Annotated in this window: 15 protein-coding genes and 1 tRNA gene; 8 read left to right on the forward strand and 8 right to left on the reverse strand. The window is 46.6% G+C overall.

What is annotated here, in order from left to right:
* Positions 1 to 192: 192 nt before the first annotated feature.
* Together aceK and LG219_RS13505 are read left to right on the forward strand one after the other, a co-directional pair.
* Positions 193 to 1950, forward strand: coding sequence for a bifunctional isocitrate dehydrogenase kinase/phosphatase (gene aceK, locus LG219_RS13500; protein WP_226764980.1), 1758 nt, complete (start codon positions 193 to 195; stop codon positions 1948 to 1950).
* Positions 1951 to 2079: 129 nt separating this feature from the next.
* Entirely contained in the window at positions 2080 to 3087 is a 1008-nt protein-coding gene (locus tag LG219_RS13505; protein ID WP_226764981.1) for a M14 family metallopeptidase, read from the forward strand.
* A 50-nt stretch (positions 3088 to 3137) separates the two neighbouring features.
* Here LG219_RS13505 and LG219_RS13510 read toward each other — a convergent pair whose 3' ends face one another.
* The 3 genes from LG219_RS13510 to LG219_RS13520 all read right to left on the reverse strand — a co-directional run bounded on the left by LG219_RS13510 (position 3138) and on the right by LG219_RS13520 (position 5765).
* Positions 3138 to 3518, reverse strand: a complete 381-nt coding sequence (locus LG219_RS13510; RefSeq protein WP_226764982.1) for a hypothetical protein — start codon at positions 3516 to 3518, stop codon at positions 3138 to 3140.
* 265 nt (positions 3519 to 3783) lie between these two features.
* Positions 3784 to 4893: a GGDEF domain-containing protein gene (locus LG219_RS13515; RefSeq protein WP_226764983.1), complete on the reverse strand. Its 1110-nt coding sequence runs from the start codon at positions 4891 to 4893 to the stop codon at positions 3784 to 3786.
* Between the two features lie 110 nt (positions 4894 to 5003).
* Entirely contained in the window at positions 5004 to 5765 is a 762-nt protein-coding gene (locus LG219_RS13520; RefSeq protein ID WP_226764984.1) for a sulfite exporter TauE/SafE family protein, read from the reverse strand.
* 138 nt (positions 5766 to 5903) lie between these two features.
* Here LG219_RS13520 and LG219_RS13525 point away from each other — a divergent pair, with 138 nt between their 5' ends.
* Together LG219_RS13525 and LG219_RS13530 are read left to right on the forward strand one after the other, a co-directional pair.
* Positions 5904 to 6926: a patatin-like phospholipase family protein gene (locus LG219_RS13525; RefSeq protein ID WP_226764985.1), complete on the forward strand. Its 1023-nt coding sequence runs from the start codon at positions 5904 to 5906 to the stop codon at positions 6924 to 6926.
* Between the two features lie 308 nt (positions 6927 to 7234).
* Positions 7235 to 8161, forward strand: coding sequence for a TraB/GumN family protein (locus LG219_RS13530; RefSeq protein WP_226764986.1), 927 nt, complete (start codon positions 7235 to 7237; stop codon positions 8159 to 8161).
* On the opposite strand, the gene LG219_RS13535 is transcribed toward LG219_RS13530, so the two are convergent.
* Positions 8155 to 9105, reverse strand: coding sequence for a hypothetical protein (locus tag LG219_RS13535; protein WP_226764987.1), 951 nt, complete (start codon positions 9103 to 9105; stop codon positions 8155 to 8157). The genes LG219_RS13530 and LG219_RS13535 overlap by 7 nt on opposite strands.
* Before the next feature lie 70 nt (positions 9106 to 9175).
* Between LG219_RS13535 and LG219_RS13540 the strand changes: the two genes are divergently transcribed.
* Both LG219_RS13540 and LG219_RS15455 read left to right on the forward strand, forming a co-directional pair.
* Positions 9176 to 9718, forward strand: coding sequence for a DUF924 family protein (locus tag LG219_RS13540; RefSeq protein WP_226764988.1), 543 nt, complete (start codon positions 9176 to 9178; stop codon positions 9716 to 9718).
* 767 nt (positions 9719 to 10485) lie between these two features.
* Positions 10486 to 11115 carry a cell wall hydrolase gene (locus tag LG219_RS15455; RefSeq protein ID WP_226764989.1) on the forward strand — a complete coding sequence of 210 codons (630 nt, stop codon included), beginning with the start codon at positions 10486 to 10488 and terminating at the stop codon, positions 11113 to 11115.
* Here LG219_RS15455 and LG219_RS13550 read toward each other — a convergent pair.
* Together LG219_RS13550 and LG219_RS13555 are read right to left on the reverse strand one after the other, a co-directional pair.
* Positions 11112 to 11333 (reverse strand): cysteine-rich CWC family protein, encoded by a 222-nt coding sequence (locus LG219_RS13550; RefSeq protein ID WP_226764990.1) that lies wholly within the window; start codon positions 11331 to 11333, stop codon positions 11112 to 11114. The two genes, LG219_RS15455 and LG219_RS13550, sit on opposite strands and share 4 nt — an antisense overlap.
* Entirely contained in the window at positions 11333 to 12127 is a 795-nt protein-coding gene (locus LG219_RS13555) for a TonB C-terminal domain-containing protein (protein WP_226764991.1), read from the reverse strand. The genes LG219_RS13550 and LG219_RS13555 overlap by 1 nt, the downstream gene beginning before the upstream one ends.
* A 505-nt stretch (positions 12128 to 12632) precedes the next feature.
* On the opposite strand from LG219_RS13555, the gene LG219_RS13560 reads away from it, so the two are divergent.
* A tRNA-Gln gene (locus LG219_RS13560) sits at positions 12633 to 12709 on the forward strand.
* Between the two features lie 133 nt (positions 12710 to 12842).
* Here LG219_RS13560 and LG219_RS13565 read toward each other — a convergent pair.
* Both LG219_RS13565 and LG219_RS13570 read right to left on the reverse strand, forming a co-directional pair.
* Positions 12843 to 13349, reverse strand: coding sequence for a hypothetical protein (locus tag LG219_RS13565; RefSeq protein WP_226764992.1), 507 nt, complete (start codon positions 13347 to 13349; stop codon positions 12843 to 12845).
* A gap of 102 nt (positions 13350 to 13451) precedes the next feature.
* Positions 13452 to 13976 carry a DUF6841 family protein gene (locus LG219_RS13570; RefSeq protein WP_226764993.1) on the reverse strand — a complete coding sequence of 175 codons (525 nt, stop codon included), beginning with the start codon at positions 13974 to 13976 and terminating at the stop codon, positions 13452 to 13454.
* 245 nt (positions 13977 to 14221) lie between these two features.
* Between LG219_RS13570 and LG219_RS13575 the strand changes: the two genes are divergently transcribed.
* A complete protein-coding gene (locus LG219_RS13575; RefSeq protein ID WP_226764994.1) occupies positions 14222 to 14500 on the forward strand; it encodes a peptidylprolyl isomerase in 279 nt (92 codons plus the stop codon).
* The last annotated feature ends 49 nt before the right edge of the window (positions 14501 to 14549 follow it).

A 14549-nucleotide genomic window follows, 5' to 3' on the forward strand; every position in this document is an offset into this window, starting at 1 on the left:
ATAGTGCGGATTGCCCGTGTGAAAGTAGGTCATTGCCAGACTCCCCATACCAGAAAGCCCGATTCGAAAGAGTCGGGCTTTTTGCTGTCCGTGAGACTTATATGCAACGTATATGTCTAACTGAGCATTTTGTTGCGTCGCAATAATTCAAATTGGCTAGAATGAATTGATTATTTCATTTTGAGACACATTATGAATGTTGCTGTTTCTCCTTTATCTACCCTGGATATTTTACGTGCAGCGGCAATTGCTCAGGCTTTGCTTGATGGTTTTAATCATCATTATGCTTTGTTTCGTGAAGCTAGCTGTATGGCTAAATTTAATTTTGAAGCCGGTGATGTCATCGCACAAAGAAATAGTGTGCGAAATCGGATTACTTTTTATGATGCGCGTGTATTGGAAAGCGTATCACGCTTGAAACAAGAATTTGCTGCAGAAACGTTATCTGATTTGATGTGGTCTGCGGTAAAGCAGCAATATATTGCTTTGTTGCTGAATCATCAACAGATTGAACTTGCGGAAACATTTTTTAATTCGGTGTGTTGTCGAATTTTGCACCGAACTTATTTTCATAATGATTTTATTTTTTATCGCCCGGCTGTTTCTACTGAGTATATTGAAGAGTCAGAGGCGACCTATCGTAGCTATTATGTGAATGATTTAGGATTAGTGGCTACGTTTAAACAGATACTATTGGATTTTTCTTGGAATTTATCCTTTGTTGATTTGGATCGCGATGTAATGCGGATTTTATCGACATTACGTCATCATTTAGCGAAGAAGCTATCGCCTGAGTTTAATTCGCATATTGAAGTTTTGGCATCGCCTTTTTATCGAAGCAAAGCCGCCTACATTATTGGTAAGGCAACGCATGGTGAGTTGGAAATTCCATTTGCGATTCCCTTATATCGAAATCAAAATAATCAGCTTTACGTTGATGCCGCTTTATTTGAAATAGTACATATTCGCCAATTATTTTCATTATCTCGGGCTTATTTTTTGGTCGATATGGAAGTGCCATCGGCCTATGTGCAATTTTTGCATGATTTAATTCCGGGCAAATCGCGTGCAGAGTTGTACACCATGCTGGGATTGGGCAAGCAAGGTAAAACGATGTTTTATCGTGAATTAATTCATCATTTACGCCATTCTTCTGATCCATTTGTGAGTGCCCCGGGAACAAAAGGCATGGTGATGATTGTCTTTACCTTACCGTCTTTTCCCTTTGTATTTAAAATTATTAAAGACATATTTGCGCCGCCAAAAGAAGTGGATCGAGCCACTGTGCGGATGAAATATCTATTGGTTAAGCAGCATGATCGTGTCGGGCGTATGGCTGATTCTTTAGAGTTTTCCGATGTTGCTTTACCACGGTCGCGTTTTGATCCTGCGCTGTTGGCTGAAATGCAGCAATTAGCGCCATCGATTGTGGAAGAAGATGGCGATTCTATTGTGTTTCGGCATATGTATATTGAGTGCCGAATGAAACCACTTAATTTGTATATTGAGCACCGTAAAGATCAAGAGGTGGAGGCGGTGATTCGTGATTATGGTAATGCCTTGCGTGAATTGGCCATTGCTAATATTTTCCCTGGGGATATGTTATTTAAGAATTTCGGTGTGACTCGTGCAGGGCGGGTGGTGTTTTATGATTATGATGAAATCGAATATATGACCGATTGCGATTTTCGGCGGATTCCACCACCACCAACGCCAGAATTTGAAATGAGTGGTGAAACTTGGTTTAGCGGTAATAAAAATGAGGTGTATCCAGAAGAGTTTGGTAGTTTCTTATTGGCTCGGCCGGATGTGAAGCTGGCATTTAATCAATATCATGCGGATCTATTAACGCCCAAATTTTGGCAAGATACCAAAATGCGAATTAAAAACGGTATTGTGGAGGATTTTTTTCCATATCCACAAGCATTACGTTTTTCGCAAGATGAATAAAATGAATTTTGTATTTAAGCCTCTTCTTTGAAGAGGCTTTTTTTATTTAAATTTTTAGGCTTGATGATATACAGCAAGATTAATTCGGCTGATAATTCGGGCACGATTTGTTTTTGTTCTGAGGTTTATATGACGAGTGCTGCGGATTTATTGCCTTATCAACGCCTTCATTTGAAGTCGTTTACTTATTCTGCTTTGGATGCGGGTCCGAGCTTAATCGTACTTGGGGCGGTGCATGGTAATGAAGATTGCGGTACTAAAGCCATCGCCCGCGTGATGGCTGAACTCGATTCTGGTGCTTTGCATTTGCAGCGCGGTCGAATTACCTTTGTGCCGATTACCAATCCGCTGGCATTTGAACAGCAGCAGCGCAATGGCGACCGAAATCTGAATCGTAATTTGCGGATGACTGATCAGCCATTGGATTTTGAGGATCGGATTGCTAATGCGCTCTGTCCGTTGTTGGCAGATCATGATGTTTTGCTGGATTTGCATTCGACGAATAATCCCGGTGAAGCATTTATCATGCTTGGCCCTGAAAACAATGACGGTGATTTGCAGCCTTTTGCTTTGGCCAAACAAGAAGAAGCATTGGCGACTCGCTTAGGGCCGCATCGGATTGTGGAAGGTTGGCTGTGTACTTATGCCGAAGGGGTGAAGCAGCGATTGGCGTATACGCCGCAGTGTGAGCGTTCGCATTTACTCAATACTGATCCGAGTTACGGCGTGGGAACCACCGAATACATGCGTGCCCATGGCGGTTATTCGCTGACTTTGGAGTGTGGTCAACATGCGGATGCGAGCTCGCCTGAAGTGGCTTATCAGGGGATTCGCAATGCGATTGCCTGCTTGCAATTAGCCGATGTACCTGCTGCGCCGGTGCAAACGGAAATTGAATTTTTAAAGATTAGCCGTGTGATTGATCGACATCATGCGGGGGATGTTTTTGTGAAAACTTGGGCAAGCTTTGATCCGGTTCAGGCCGGTGAAGTGATTGGCTTGCGCCATGACGGTCAGCAGGAGCTCGCGCCGTGCGACGGTTTTGTATTGTTTCCAAACCCGAGTGCGGTGCCTGGTAATGAGTGGTTTTATTTTGCTCAATCAAGTGAGCGTCAACTCAACGCTTTGAATCAATAAATTAAGGTATAGCTCGCTAGGTCATGATACATATGGCCTAGCGCTTTATACTATGGGTGAATTAACGGGCTAACTGATTTAGGTTTGGCGGCTAAAATGGCTTCATGTACGGCGTCATCTTGTAAACCATGCCAAAACACATGGGCAGCAACGGCGTGGCTATGATCATTGATTTGTTGCCATGCGCGAACGGCATCACTGGCAAATTCAAATAGAATAATTGATTTGTGCGCTTCAATGGCCTGTGCTTCGATATTCATCCCAATATCACTTAAATAATCGAGCAAAGCATTGCGCGACTTCGTGGTGCGTTCATCGGTGGTATCGTAAGTTAAAAAAATGACGGCTTGTGCCATATCGGTGGTGGCTAAGCGAATAAAATCCACTCGCGATAAAATATTGACTTTGCCTTTGGTTTGAATCGCTTGCATGATGCGCTCCTGATCAATTTAGCCGGTGTCTGCGGTGTTACAGTGCTGCGGTTGTCGCTGGTTTTGCAATAAAAGCATTCAAATGATCCTGAAGCTAATTTGTGGATAACTCAGTAATTAGGTTGTTATTTTCTGCTTTTAACGCCGTCTATTTTTTATTTTTACAAGGGTATATCTATACAAGCTATTATTTAATTGGTTTGTATTAACATACCTTGTCAGTGCTATTTTTTATTCAGCTGTGTGTAAAATTGTGGATAAGCTGTTATTTTGTTGTTGGCTCATTGCTTAGGCTCTGGGCAAGTTGTTTGGATTCTTTGTAAATATGTTTCATGGCATACATTTGTTGATCGGCTTTTTCGATCAGCTCGATGCCTGATACATAGTGTTCTGGCCCGGTTGCAGCGCAACCTATGCTGAGTGAAACGCAGTCTTCTGATTTGTACATTTCTTCAAACAATCGGCGTAAATAAACCGCCTCGGCTTCAATTTTATTGCAACGACTCATTAAGATACAAAACTCATCTCCGCCATAGCGAAAACAGTAATCATCGCTACGCGAAATCTGCTTAATTGACCTGGCGACATAACGTAATACTTCATCGCCTTTGGTGTGGCCATGCACATCGTTAATTTGTTTGAAGTCATTGACGTCGATGTAGACCACCGCCACCGACTCCGCGCGTCGTTCAGCGGCGCGTAGCATGCGGGTCAGGGTTTCATGCAGATCACGCACATTGAGCAGGCCGGTTAATGGGTCGGTGCGGATCAATTCTTCGAGCTGCTGGGTGCGTTCTCGTACCTTGTCTTCGAGTGATCGAGCGTAGTCTTCGGATTTATTTTTTGAGCTTTCGATTTCAGCCACCAAGCTGCGAATATAGGTTTCAAACACCAAGGTGATATCAAACATAAACAATTTTTCTAGCGCCAAGCTCAGATTATTGCGCTCATGTTCTTTACCGATTGAGGTGGTATAGATGAGCTCAAGTAATAATTGTTTGAGGGTATGAATGCCTGAGAGATAGAGCTTAGGTTCAACGCCGATTCGTTTGTGCACCAGACCAATGCGTAAACGATTGTTAACGTAATCTAGGTTGTAAATGCCGCTGAATAAATCGAGGATGTATTTTCTTTGGGCATTACGTAAGCGATCTAAAGTATCGAGATCGCCGATGAGTAACGCAATTTCTGGAATGCTGGTTTGTAAATCATAAAATTGCCTGACAAGGATATCTAGATTGGCAATGACCGTCGTTTTAAAATGCAGCAGTAAGGCGATGTCTTCGCCGTTGAGTCCGACCAACGTTTTTCGGTGACTGATGTCAAACTCAGTGATCCTCATCTGTTCGAGTAAGGTTTGATCGGTTTGCCGCATAATTGAATCCCAAGCAGAGCGGATGAATGCTTGAGTATAGACTTCATCATAAAAAGTGCTTTCAAAACAACATTGTTTTCTTTTTGAAGTTTGAAAGTATTTCCGGATGATTAGCCATATTGTTGCCATATTAATTTGGCCAATAAGCTAACAGCCAGCATTAAAAATAAGCGGCGTATCCAAGCATTGCCACCGCGAAATGCCAAATAACTACCTACTTGTGCGCCAGCAATATTGGCCATGGCCATGGGGATGGCATAGCTAAATAGCACCAGTTTGGCGGGAATAAAGAACAATAAAGCGGCGATATTGGTCGCTAAATTAACGATTTTGGCGCTGGCGCTAGCGCGTAAAAAATCGAAATGGAAAAAGCGCACAAATAAAAACATCAAAAATGAGCCGGTGCCCGGGCCAAACAAACCATCGTAAAAACCAATCGCTGCGCCCATCACCATTCCGAGGATTAAATCGCGACGGGTTAAAATTCGGCCGGCATCTTCCTCACCAAAGTTGGGTTTGCGCCAGGTATAAACTAGCATCACTGCCAGTAAAACAATCACCAGCGGCCGAATGATATCGGCGGGTAAGTAATGGGTGATTCGAGCGCCAGCTAAAGAGCCAATAAAAGCGGTCGCTGCCGCAGGCAGAATCACTTTCCAGGGTATACGTATGCGGCGTACATAGCTAAAGGCGGCTGAAGCAGTACCCCATACGGCAGTAAATTTATTGCTACCAAGTAAGGCCGCAGGTAGTTCTTTGGGTAGGGCAGTGAGTAAGCTGGGCAATAAAATCAAACCGCCGCCGCCGACCGCCGCATCGATTAAGCCAGCAATAAAAGCCATTGGGACAAGTAAGAAAAGTGCGGTTTCCATCGGTGATTCCTGTCATTTATGTCAGCATAATCGCAGATTTGCTACGCGCTGCCTATCGCAATGATCATGTAGAAAACAATGGTTGCTGTAAATTTTGGCAAAAGGTATAAGTCAGACTCAACCCTTTGGAGATTCAGCATGGCAAAAACGGCACTGATTATTAGCGGCGGCGCACCGAATGCAACGCTGGTGGCTGGCGCTTTAGAGGCCTTTCATGAGCTTGGCCTGCAATTTGATGTGATCTCCACGGCGGGAGCAGGTGCTTTGCTAGGGTTGATGTATTTGGCCCCCAAAAACGCCGACCCAGTTAAAACATTACGTGGCTTACAGGAAATGGGGATTGCCGATTTTTTATATCGCGCTTTTCCCGTTAATTTTAAAGTCTTTAATAAACCCGGCAATATGGCCGATGGCTACCGGCAAATGACGGCGCCTTTGCAAGCCATGTTGGCGCAATGGCAGCCGCAAGATCCTTTGTCGCAAACGCTCAAAGACGCCACCCAGCTGGGCATTGCGAGTGGATGTCCAAGTGATGTGAATACGCGCTCTTTAGGCTTGTGTGCACACGCGCCTTTTGTGGAAGACGTGATTGATTTTGCACGCTTGCAACAGCCGGGAACGGATATCTGGGTGAATGCGTATAACCTGAGTCAGCATGAAATGGCCAATTGGCCACGGCAAAAAATCGGCGTGCAGCAATTGCAGGCGGCGCTATCGTTTCCATTGCTCTATGCGCCGACCGAGATTGACGGCGATTTTTATATGGAAGGCGCGGCGATTGATTGTTTGAACTTTAAAGATTTGCGTAAAAACTATCCCGAGCTGGAAGAAATCGTTATTTTTGATCTGCTTGGCGCCGAAAAACTATTGCGTAAACCCAAAGATTTGTACGACGCGTGGGTGATGTCGATCATCACGCCCTTGGTTGAGATTGCGCGCGATGACGTTAAAATTTTTGAGGCGCTACATGGCGAAGGAATTACTTTGCACAAAGTACCTTTGCTCGAAGCCGTACCGCATGAAGCTTTACCGGATGTGTTTGATTGGTCGCGCAGTAATTTAACGCGCTTGTATCAACTGGGCTATCACACCGCTAAAGCTTACGCTCAACAACACTTAACGCATTTGTATGCAGTTCAAGCACAGTGCGATTTGGTTTGATGGACGCTGGGCGCGACTTCGTTCGTTTGAATCCGCGCAGGTGCGGCGCACCTTAAACGTTAATCGGGTTTTGTCGGCGATGTTTAAATGGTGATTTGCGGAGTGATGTTAAACCATCCATATCAAGTCTAAATAGATAAAAATAATCGTGGGTATATGAATCTAAGCCTTATTAATCAAAGCTTGTAATTAAATACCTGTTATTTTATGCAAACACCTACTGGCTGCAGGCCGCACCGCAGTATGCTGCAAAAGCAGATGCAGTGATTGTTTTCTAAACGGCATATACCGGTACTGAAGGAAATTTGATGGCGATGAGACGTTGGGGTGGCTTGCTCTGCATAGTGCTGTTTAGTTCGCTATTGCATGCTGAATGTTTGCCGCCGCCCATTGCGCCGAGCGCGAGTGAGCTGCAAAAACTGCAGGCGGCGGCGAAAGACCAAGGGTTTTTGTGGAAAATCAGCAAAGACGGCCATGATTCGTGGTTGTATGGCACGATTCATGTCAATGCTTTGGCTGGGTTTTTTCCGGGGCCCAAGGTTAAACAAGCACTGCAGCGCAGCAGTATTTTGGCTTTAGAGCTGGATTTAAGCGATGCCAAAACGCAGGTGGAGCTGGCTCAATGGGCGCGAATGGGCGCCGGTCAAGTTCCCGCTCATTTACAGTCGCGGTTGGACGCCCAGTTGGCGCAAGTTTGTTTACCTGCGAGCATGGCGCAGACGATGCATCCGGCTTTGCTGTTGATGAGCATTGGCGTGCTGGGTTTGCGGCCATTGGGTTTAGAGGCTGAATATGGTTCCGAGCCGATGTTGCTGGGTTTGGCGCAGGCTGGGCAGCAAAAAATTCTAGGATTAGAAACCGCGGCGATACAGATGCAGGCTTTATTGGGGACAGACTCAGCGGTGAGTGCCGAGGATTATGAGCTGGCCTTGCAGCAATTAGAAAGTCAGGAAGATCAGGCGATTGCATTAAAGTTGGTCAAACTGTGGGCTGACTCGGATTTGACGACCTTAGCGCAGTATGAACAGTGGTGTTGTAACCATGCTCCAAAGCAAGAAGCCGATATGCTGCGCTTACTGGATGAGCGCAATCCGGGTTTGGCCAATGGGATTACACAATTACATCGTGAAGGCGCTAGTATTTTTGCTGCTGTAGGTAGCTTGCATATGGTGGGCAAAAATAGCTTGTTATTTTTATTGGCCAAGCAAGGCTTTAAAATTGAGCGGATTCATTGAGCTTTTCTTTGAAATACCCAAACCCCAGCGCCAAGCTCTGGCGGCAGCACTAATTGGCTTAAATCACGGCGTTCTTGCCAGTCAAATGCCGATTGCGCCTGATATTCGTCCCAATTGCCGGTAATAAAGCGCGAGCGGCTGCCGATGACAATATAGGTTTGCACTTCGCGCTGACGAAAAATCTGTTTTTCAAAGGTATTCCCCGCCGGTGGCCAGCAGCATACAACCACTTTGCTTGGAAAGCGTTTAAGCGCAGCACTGGCATCCAGTTGTAATACGTCAGCCGGATAATCGACGACTTGTCGCCAGCTAAAGTCATCACAAGCGGTGATGTCGACGTGGTGTTGGCGTAAAAATCGGCTTAAAGTGCCGTCGCCAGCGGCGATTTCAAGGCAGGGTTGCTGACCAATCAGTTGGGCTAAACCGGCAATGAGCTCTTGGCTGTAAAAACAATAAATCCCGCGTTTAGCGACCAGAGGCATTAATAAATGCTTTTGACTAATCAGCGGCCAAGTCCATTTAAAGCGCTGCATCGATACCGGTTTGCGAACTAAATCGCGCTCAAATAATAAGCGCTGGGCAATCAAGCCATTCCATAAATTAAACCGAACCTTGCCTTGGCTAACGCCAGTGGCCACTGAAAAAGCATATTGGCGCAACGCCAGCTCGATTAAGCGTTGCCGTTCTTGTTGGCTGACGAGCTCAGCAAAAGCCCGGCCGTGTCGCTCGCCGGATAAAAAATGCGCGTGGTAATCGATGCGAGTGCTCGATTGGCGAATGAGGGCTTTGATTTCTGCAGCATCTTGCCGGGCAAAAACGCCTTCCAGTTCCTCGCGAACCGCCTGCCATTGCGCGGGACAGGCGGCACAGAGTTGGCTAAAGCTTGGATTTTGCTGCAAAAACAGCAAACGTTGTTCTGGGCTGATTGGCGTTTTAATAGACATAGTTTGGCGATGATAGCGCCAGCTGTTGTGGCTAAGATGGACATATTGTTGCATTCATAAGGTGAGAGAGATGAATCAAGCGCAAGCGGTGTTGGATTTTTGGTTTCATGAGATTGATCCTGCGTTATGGTGGGCGAAAAACGGTGAGTTTGATCGCTTGGTTGAACAGCGGTTTTTGGCTTTGCATACGGCGGCCAAACGCGGCGAGCTGTTTACTTGGCGTGACAGCGCTGCGGGGCGCTTGGCGGAGGTTATCGTGTTGGATCAGTTCTCGCGCAATATCTATCGCGACCGGCCCGAAGCGTTTGCTCAAGACCCGCAAGCATTGGCCTTGGCGCAAACGGCAATTGCGGCGGGGGCTGTGGCGCAATTAACGCCGATTCAAACTAGTTTTTTGTATCTGCCTTGGATGCACAGTGAATCGTTGCTGATTCATCAACAGGCGCTCACTTTATTTACCGCGCTGGGTTTGCCCAATTCATTGGCATTTGAACTGCAACATCAACAGATTATTCAACGCTTTGGTCGCTATCCGCATCGCAATGCGATTTTGGGTCGAGTCTCCAGTGCCGAGGAATTAGATTTTTTGCAGCAAGCCGGATCGGCGTTTTAACGGGCTAAATCGATGGTCGTTTTTGTCTGGTGTGTTGATAAATGCTTCATTATTTGGAGTGCTCGCCATAAATTTGCTCTGTTCTTATTCTGCGTTAAATCGCTTTTTTGATCCAACCATGCGCCTTGTTCGTCAGTCGCGCAGCCTTTTCTCTATTAAGGAACAGGGGTGAATTGGATCGCAGTGACTGGGGGAATGTGTTTGGTAGTGATTAAATTTCAGTGGTGAACGCCTTGGTTTTTACTTAAACAGTGCTGTCGACAGTAGAAAGCGAGAGCAAGATGATTGGGTTTGATTTTTTGCTGTGCGCAGCCAAATGATGGTGATTTTTGGCTTGGATCACATACGGTATTTGGCTCTGGTCTAAGTGTTGCTTGCATCTGCACTGGGGTCGATTCATCGCGGTATTTGGTTTTAGGTTTAGGCGAAAAGCAGCTTAATTCAGGGTGCTTTTTTTTATTGGCATGGAATGAAACGAGCGGAAAAATCGGGGGTGAGTTGGTCATTGGATTGATTTTTTAAGTCCTGACCGTATCGCAGCTCGTCTACATATCGGGTCTATTTTTAAGAATCCTCTGTATAAAAGTACACAGATCCAATGCATTTAGCATGGTTTTGCTGGGGTTGGTGTAACTATGTCACTGAAAATAATCAGTTTTCTCCTTAAGATGCGCAGGGTTATTTTAGAACAAATGCATAACACCCTGTTTGAATGGTGTCGCGTTCTATTCCGTTGTGATGGATGAATGCGAGCAAAAGGAGAGTGAGTGGGGATAGCAGTTCAACTGACAACAATTTTAGTGGCGTGTAGTTTTATTGCTGGCTGTGCATTGAATGAAGCTGCGCCAAGCCAGCCAATGGCCGCGCAGCAGATTGCCAGTGAGGGCGCAAATAAACTGCGCGATAAGTCGCAGGCATCAGCAGCATCGGGCGTGAAAGCTTCGGCGGCTTCGGTGGTGTCTGAGGCGAAGGTGTGTAAGGATAGTGATTATGTGTTTAGCCAAAAAGACATTGATGCGCTGATTTTGAATGCGTTTAATGAGGCGCGTGGCGAATCGAATGCTGGTATTTTGGCGGTGTTAGGCGTGACGATGGCGCGAGTGGGTTCGGCGTGTTATCCCGATACCGTGCACGGCGTGGTGTATCAACGCAAACAGTTTTCGTGGACTTGGCAGCGTGGCACGCCACGCACCTTGTCGGCCGCCAAAGCGATTGAGCCCAAAACGTATGCCAAGGTCAAAACCTTGGTCGAAAACTATATCGCGCAGGGCGCAAAACCGAATGGCTCATTGTTGTATCACGCTAAGAGCGTGAGTCCGAGCTGGTCACGCTCGGCGTCGATTGAGCGAACCAAGGTGATGGGCTCACATATTTTTTATGATCATCGACGCTGTTAAGTGGGTGGATCGTTCGCCGGCACTTGAATCATGCCGTGTGTGCGAACGATATCGCTAAGGCATTGCGGACAATAGCAATCACCTTGGCTGGGTAGTGGTAGACCGTGTGGCTGGTCCATACACCAGCAGCCGCCTTTGCGGCCACCGCTACCGCAGCGAAATTGTTGGCCACATTGCTGGCACTGTAGGTCTCGAATTTTAAGCTCGGTTGGCGACATTATTGTTTCCAGCGCACGTGGCGTTCATCGACAAATTCATAGTAGCGTAGCAACATAATCTGCCGGTTGGCATCGAGCAATTCGACTGGCACCGGGCCAAACGGCGCGGCAAGTCGGATGATTTGCAAGGCATCTTGATCCAGCTTGAGGTTGCCCGATTCTCGGGTGAGGCTGAGCGCAGCAATGCTACCGTCGGCATTGAGGATGACGCGAAATTGCATTAAGCCAAATAGGGCGCGGCCATTGTCATCTCGCGGGAAGTTTTGCTGGCCGATGCGTTCTACTTTCTGCCGAATTTGTCGCTCCCAAAGACCAAAAATCGCTTTGTTTTTGTCTGAGCTTTGGCTGCGAATCGCGCCGTCTTCGGCTTGCGGCGCTTCGAGGTGCTTAATATCGGCGTAGTGCGTGAGTAATGGTTGGCCTTGTCGGCTGGTGCCGAGTGCAGTATCTAGTCCGGCGATTTCAACTTCTTTTTGATTACTCGGCGCTGCGCTGGTTTTGACCATGCTGGCGGCGACGATTTTTTTGGGTGCCGGTTTGGCGCGATACCGCGGTTTTTCGGCGCTCGCCGCTTTGGTCATTAATGGTGGGCTAGGCTCGGGCGGAGGGGCTTTCGGTGTTTGCCGTTGCTGCAGCGTCATCTCGATGGCACCACCGCTGGCGACCTTGGCTTTTTGCGGCGCTTGGGCCGGAATCAGCAATACCAGCAGGTGCAATAAAATCGCCAAGATAAGCGCCTGCAGCAGCCAGTGTTGGCGCGTTTGAGCAGGGGGAGCTAAATCATGATGCGACATTCAAAAAAAAGTCCGAGTGGGAAAGCGGCTTCATTCTATCGTGAAGTTTGGATAGGCGGGCGATGTTGAATAAATTGTTGAGTGCTAGGGTCTGTTGACGTTTGGTTTCCCGCCGCGCTGGATCGATTTTCGCGGCGAATCAAGGCGCAGTAAGCGATGCATAGCATTCTATGTGAGCTTGCTACAACACAGAGTCGCCGCGAAAAGCGCCCAGCCCTTAGGGTTTGGCGGCAGATTTTTTAAAATAAAGTCAGCCTGATGCTGCGTTACCAAGCGCTGGCGTAGAATGACTACGCTGCGCGCTTCGTGCCTTGCCTCAGGCCAAAATCCGCGCAAACGCGGTTGGCAAACCAAATGTCAACAGACCCTAAGGTACTGATTTTTATCAGAGTGGGAAAAAAAACCAAAATAATTTAAAAAAGGCTTACGGTTTTAAAAAATATAGGGTATTATCCGCCCCCTAACTTGATGAATGTGATTCACACAGTCAACAAGGCTAGTCGCTAGGGGAGTCGCCAAGTTGGTTAAGGCACTGGATTTTGATTCCAGCATGCGAAGGTTCGAATCCTTCTTCCCCTGCCAAGAATTGTATAAAAAAGAGTCGCGATGCGGCTCTTTTTTATTGCCTATTACTTTGACGTATTTGTTGCTAGCGCTTTATTTATAAAGGCTGGCTGTTAATACCCCATTGCCTCCTCTTTGCTTGTCGCTGGCTTTAGTGTGCCAATACGGCCTTGATTTCTCGCTCGCCTAAATCTGCGGCACCGCGATAACCTGAACGGCGCAGTGCAACTGCCCATTGCTCGACAATCGGCGCAAAATCTTCCGCACGGCGAACGGTACTTAGTAATTCAGCCAAACGATTTTCCCAATTTTGTCCGAGATATTCCTGTGTTACTTGCATAATGACTTGGCGTGCGGCTTCGATTTGGCGCTGTTGCTTGAGGTCTTGCACTAAATCGGGCGTGAGGGTGCTGGGGGCTGTCAATGCGTGCTGATTGAGGGCTTGTTCCGCAGGGGTTGAGCGGATTAATCCGAGGTGTTGCAGCTTTAAGAGCGTATTGAGTATATCGACCTGCGGCATCATGTCGATTAAAGCATGCTGAGATCGGCGACCATCAATCAAGAGCAAGGTTTGGCGCTCTTTTTGACTGATTAAGCCGCTGCGCTGGGTGATCTCATGTTGACCGATTTGAGTTTTTGAATAAATTATATTTTCCATGATGACACCCGGTGGCAATGACATATGGTTTATATATAAGCTCAAACTGATGTAGTCAGTAAAAACTAACTACGCGCTGTTGTATAAAATAAACAGCCGGATTTATGAGTGCTGAGTGGGTCGGTGAATGATGTCGCGCAGTGCGTCTTCAGCTTGTACCAACAGCGGGGCTTGTTGCTTGCGGCGATCTACATCCAATAACAGCGCTTGCTGCTTGCGACGCTCTGGATCATAAAAATGAATTTTTTGTGCTGCCGCGCCATTTTCAAATTGAATCACCCCGGCGATTTTCCACGTTTGTTCGATGCGCTTGAGGTGATAGCTGGTTTGGTATTCCCATGGAATGCCATCATTGCGAATGACGCGCCAACGCAGCTGGGCACTGGCTAAATCATGGTTGATTTGCATGAGGCTGAGCACGGTATAGGTAGCATCGTGAAAGCCTTGTGCTGCGTACCAAGTAAATAAAGCTTGCGTGGTATCGCGTAGCGTTTCCATCTCTGGCCAGTCGGTGCGTTCTTCGTTGATCAGTGTAAAAAAAGGCATGGCAAACAGATTGCACACGCCATCGACATCGAGCTTGGTATAGACCGTTGCAAAGTGTTCAAAAAATTCTTCTAGGTCCATGTAATGCCTTTCCTCAAACTAACATCAAAATTATTTTGTCATAAATTATAAATGATACGTAATAAGGCATGGGTTTTTACTTATATGTTGATGTATTTTTGCTGCAGAATTTCCTGCTTGGAAATGGCAATGTTGCTGATCGATTGAATCGGGTTGTGCTGCTTGAAATTATGCTTTTCATCGCCATCTATTCAAATAATTAGGTATATTCTTTTTTTAAAGCCAAGTCTTTGTAGGAGTTGTTCATGGTTCAAGCTACTGCCAGCCATTTATTGGTAAAAACTGAAGCCCAGTGCGAAGCACTGAAACAAGAAATTTTAGCCGGTGCTGATTTTGCTGCCATTGCTAAAGCCAATTCAAGCTGCCCATCATCGGCACAAGGTGGTGCTTTGGGCTCGTTTGGCCCTGGCATGATGGTGCCCGAGTTTGATAAAGTCGTTTTCAGTGCGCCATTAAATGAAGTGCAAGGTCCAGTGAAAACGCAATTTGGTTATCACTTATTGGTGGTAACGAGCCGCGGCTAAGTCTTAGGTCTTACGCGCGAATAAAAAAACACCGCCAATATTAAATGGC

This window comes from Deefgea salmonis (genome assembly GCF_020531905.1).
In the GTDB taxonomy this organism is placed as follows: domain Bacteria; phylum Pseudomonadota; class Gammaproteobacteria; order Burkholderiales; family Chitinibacteraceae; genus Deefgea; species Deefgea salmonis.

Bases quoted from the DNA above. Each gene is read 5' to 3' on its own strand.
- aceK (WP_226764980.1), top strand. From the start codon at position 193: ATGAATGTTGCTGTTTCTCCTTTATCTACCCTGGATATTTTACGTGCA.
- LG219_RS13505 (WP_226764981.1), top strand. From the start codon at position 2,080: ATGACGAGTGCTGCGGATTTATTGCCTTATCAACGCCTTCATTTGAAG.
- LG219_RS13510 (WP_226764982.1), bottom strand. From the start codon at position 3,518: ATGCAAGCGATTCAAACCAAAGGCAAAGTCAATATTTTATCGCGAGTG.
- LG219_RS13515 (WP_226764983.1), bottom strand. From the start codon at position 4,893: ATGCGGCAAACCGATCAAACCTTACTCGAACAGATGAGGATCACTGAG.
- LG219_RS13520 (WP_226764984.1), bottom strand. From the start codon at position 5,765: ATGGAAACCGCACTTTTCTTACTTGTCCCAATGGCTTTTATTGCTGGC.
- LG219_RS13525 (WP_226764985.1), top strand. From the start codon at position 5,904: ATGGCAAAAACGGCACTGATTATTAGCGGCGGCGCACCGAATGCAACG.
- LG219_RS13530 (WP_226764986.1), top strand. From the start codon at position 7,235: ATGGCGATGAGACGTTGGGGTGGCTTGCTCTGCATAGTGCTGTTTAGT.
- LG219_RS13535 (WP_226764987.1), bottom strand. From the start codon at position 9,105: ATGTCTATTAAAACGCCAATCAGCCCAGAACAACGTTTGCTGTTTTTG.
- LG219_RS13540 (WP_226764988.1), top strand. From the start codon at position 9,176: ATGAATCAAGCGCAAGCGGTGTTGGATTTTTGGTTTCATGAGATTGAT.
- LG219_RS13550 (WP_226764990.1), bottom strand. From the start codon at position 11,333: ATGTCGCCAACCGAGCTTAAAATTCGAGACCTACAGTGCCAGCAATGT.
- LG219_RS13555 (WP_226764991.1), bottom strand. From the start codon at position 12,127: ATGTCGCATCATGATTTAGCTCCCCCTGCTCAAACGCGCCAACACTGG.
- LG219_RS13565 (WP_226764992.1), bottom strand. From the start codon at position 13,349: ATGGAAAATATAATTTATTCAAAAACTCAAATCGGTCAACATGAGATC.
- LG219_RS13570 (WP_226764993.1), bottom strand. From the start codon at position 13,976: ATGGACCTAGAAGAATTTTTTGAACACTTTGCAACGGTCTATACCAAG.
- LG219_RS13575 (WP_226764994.1), top strand. From the start codon at position 14,222: ATGGTTCAAGCTACTGCCAGCCATTTATTGGTAAAAACTGAAGCCCAG.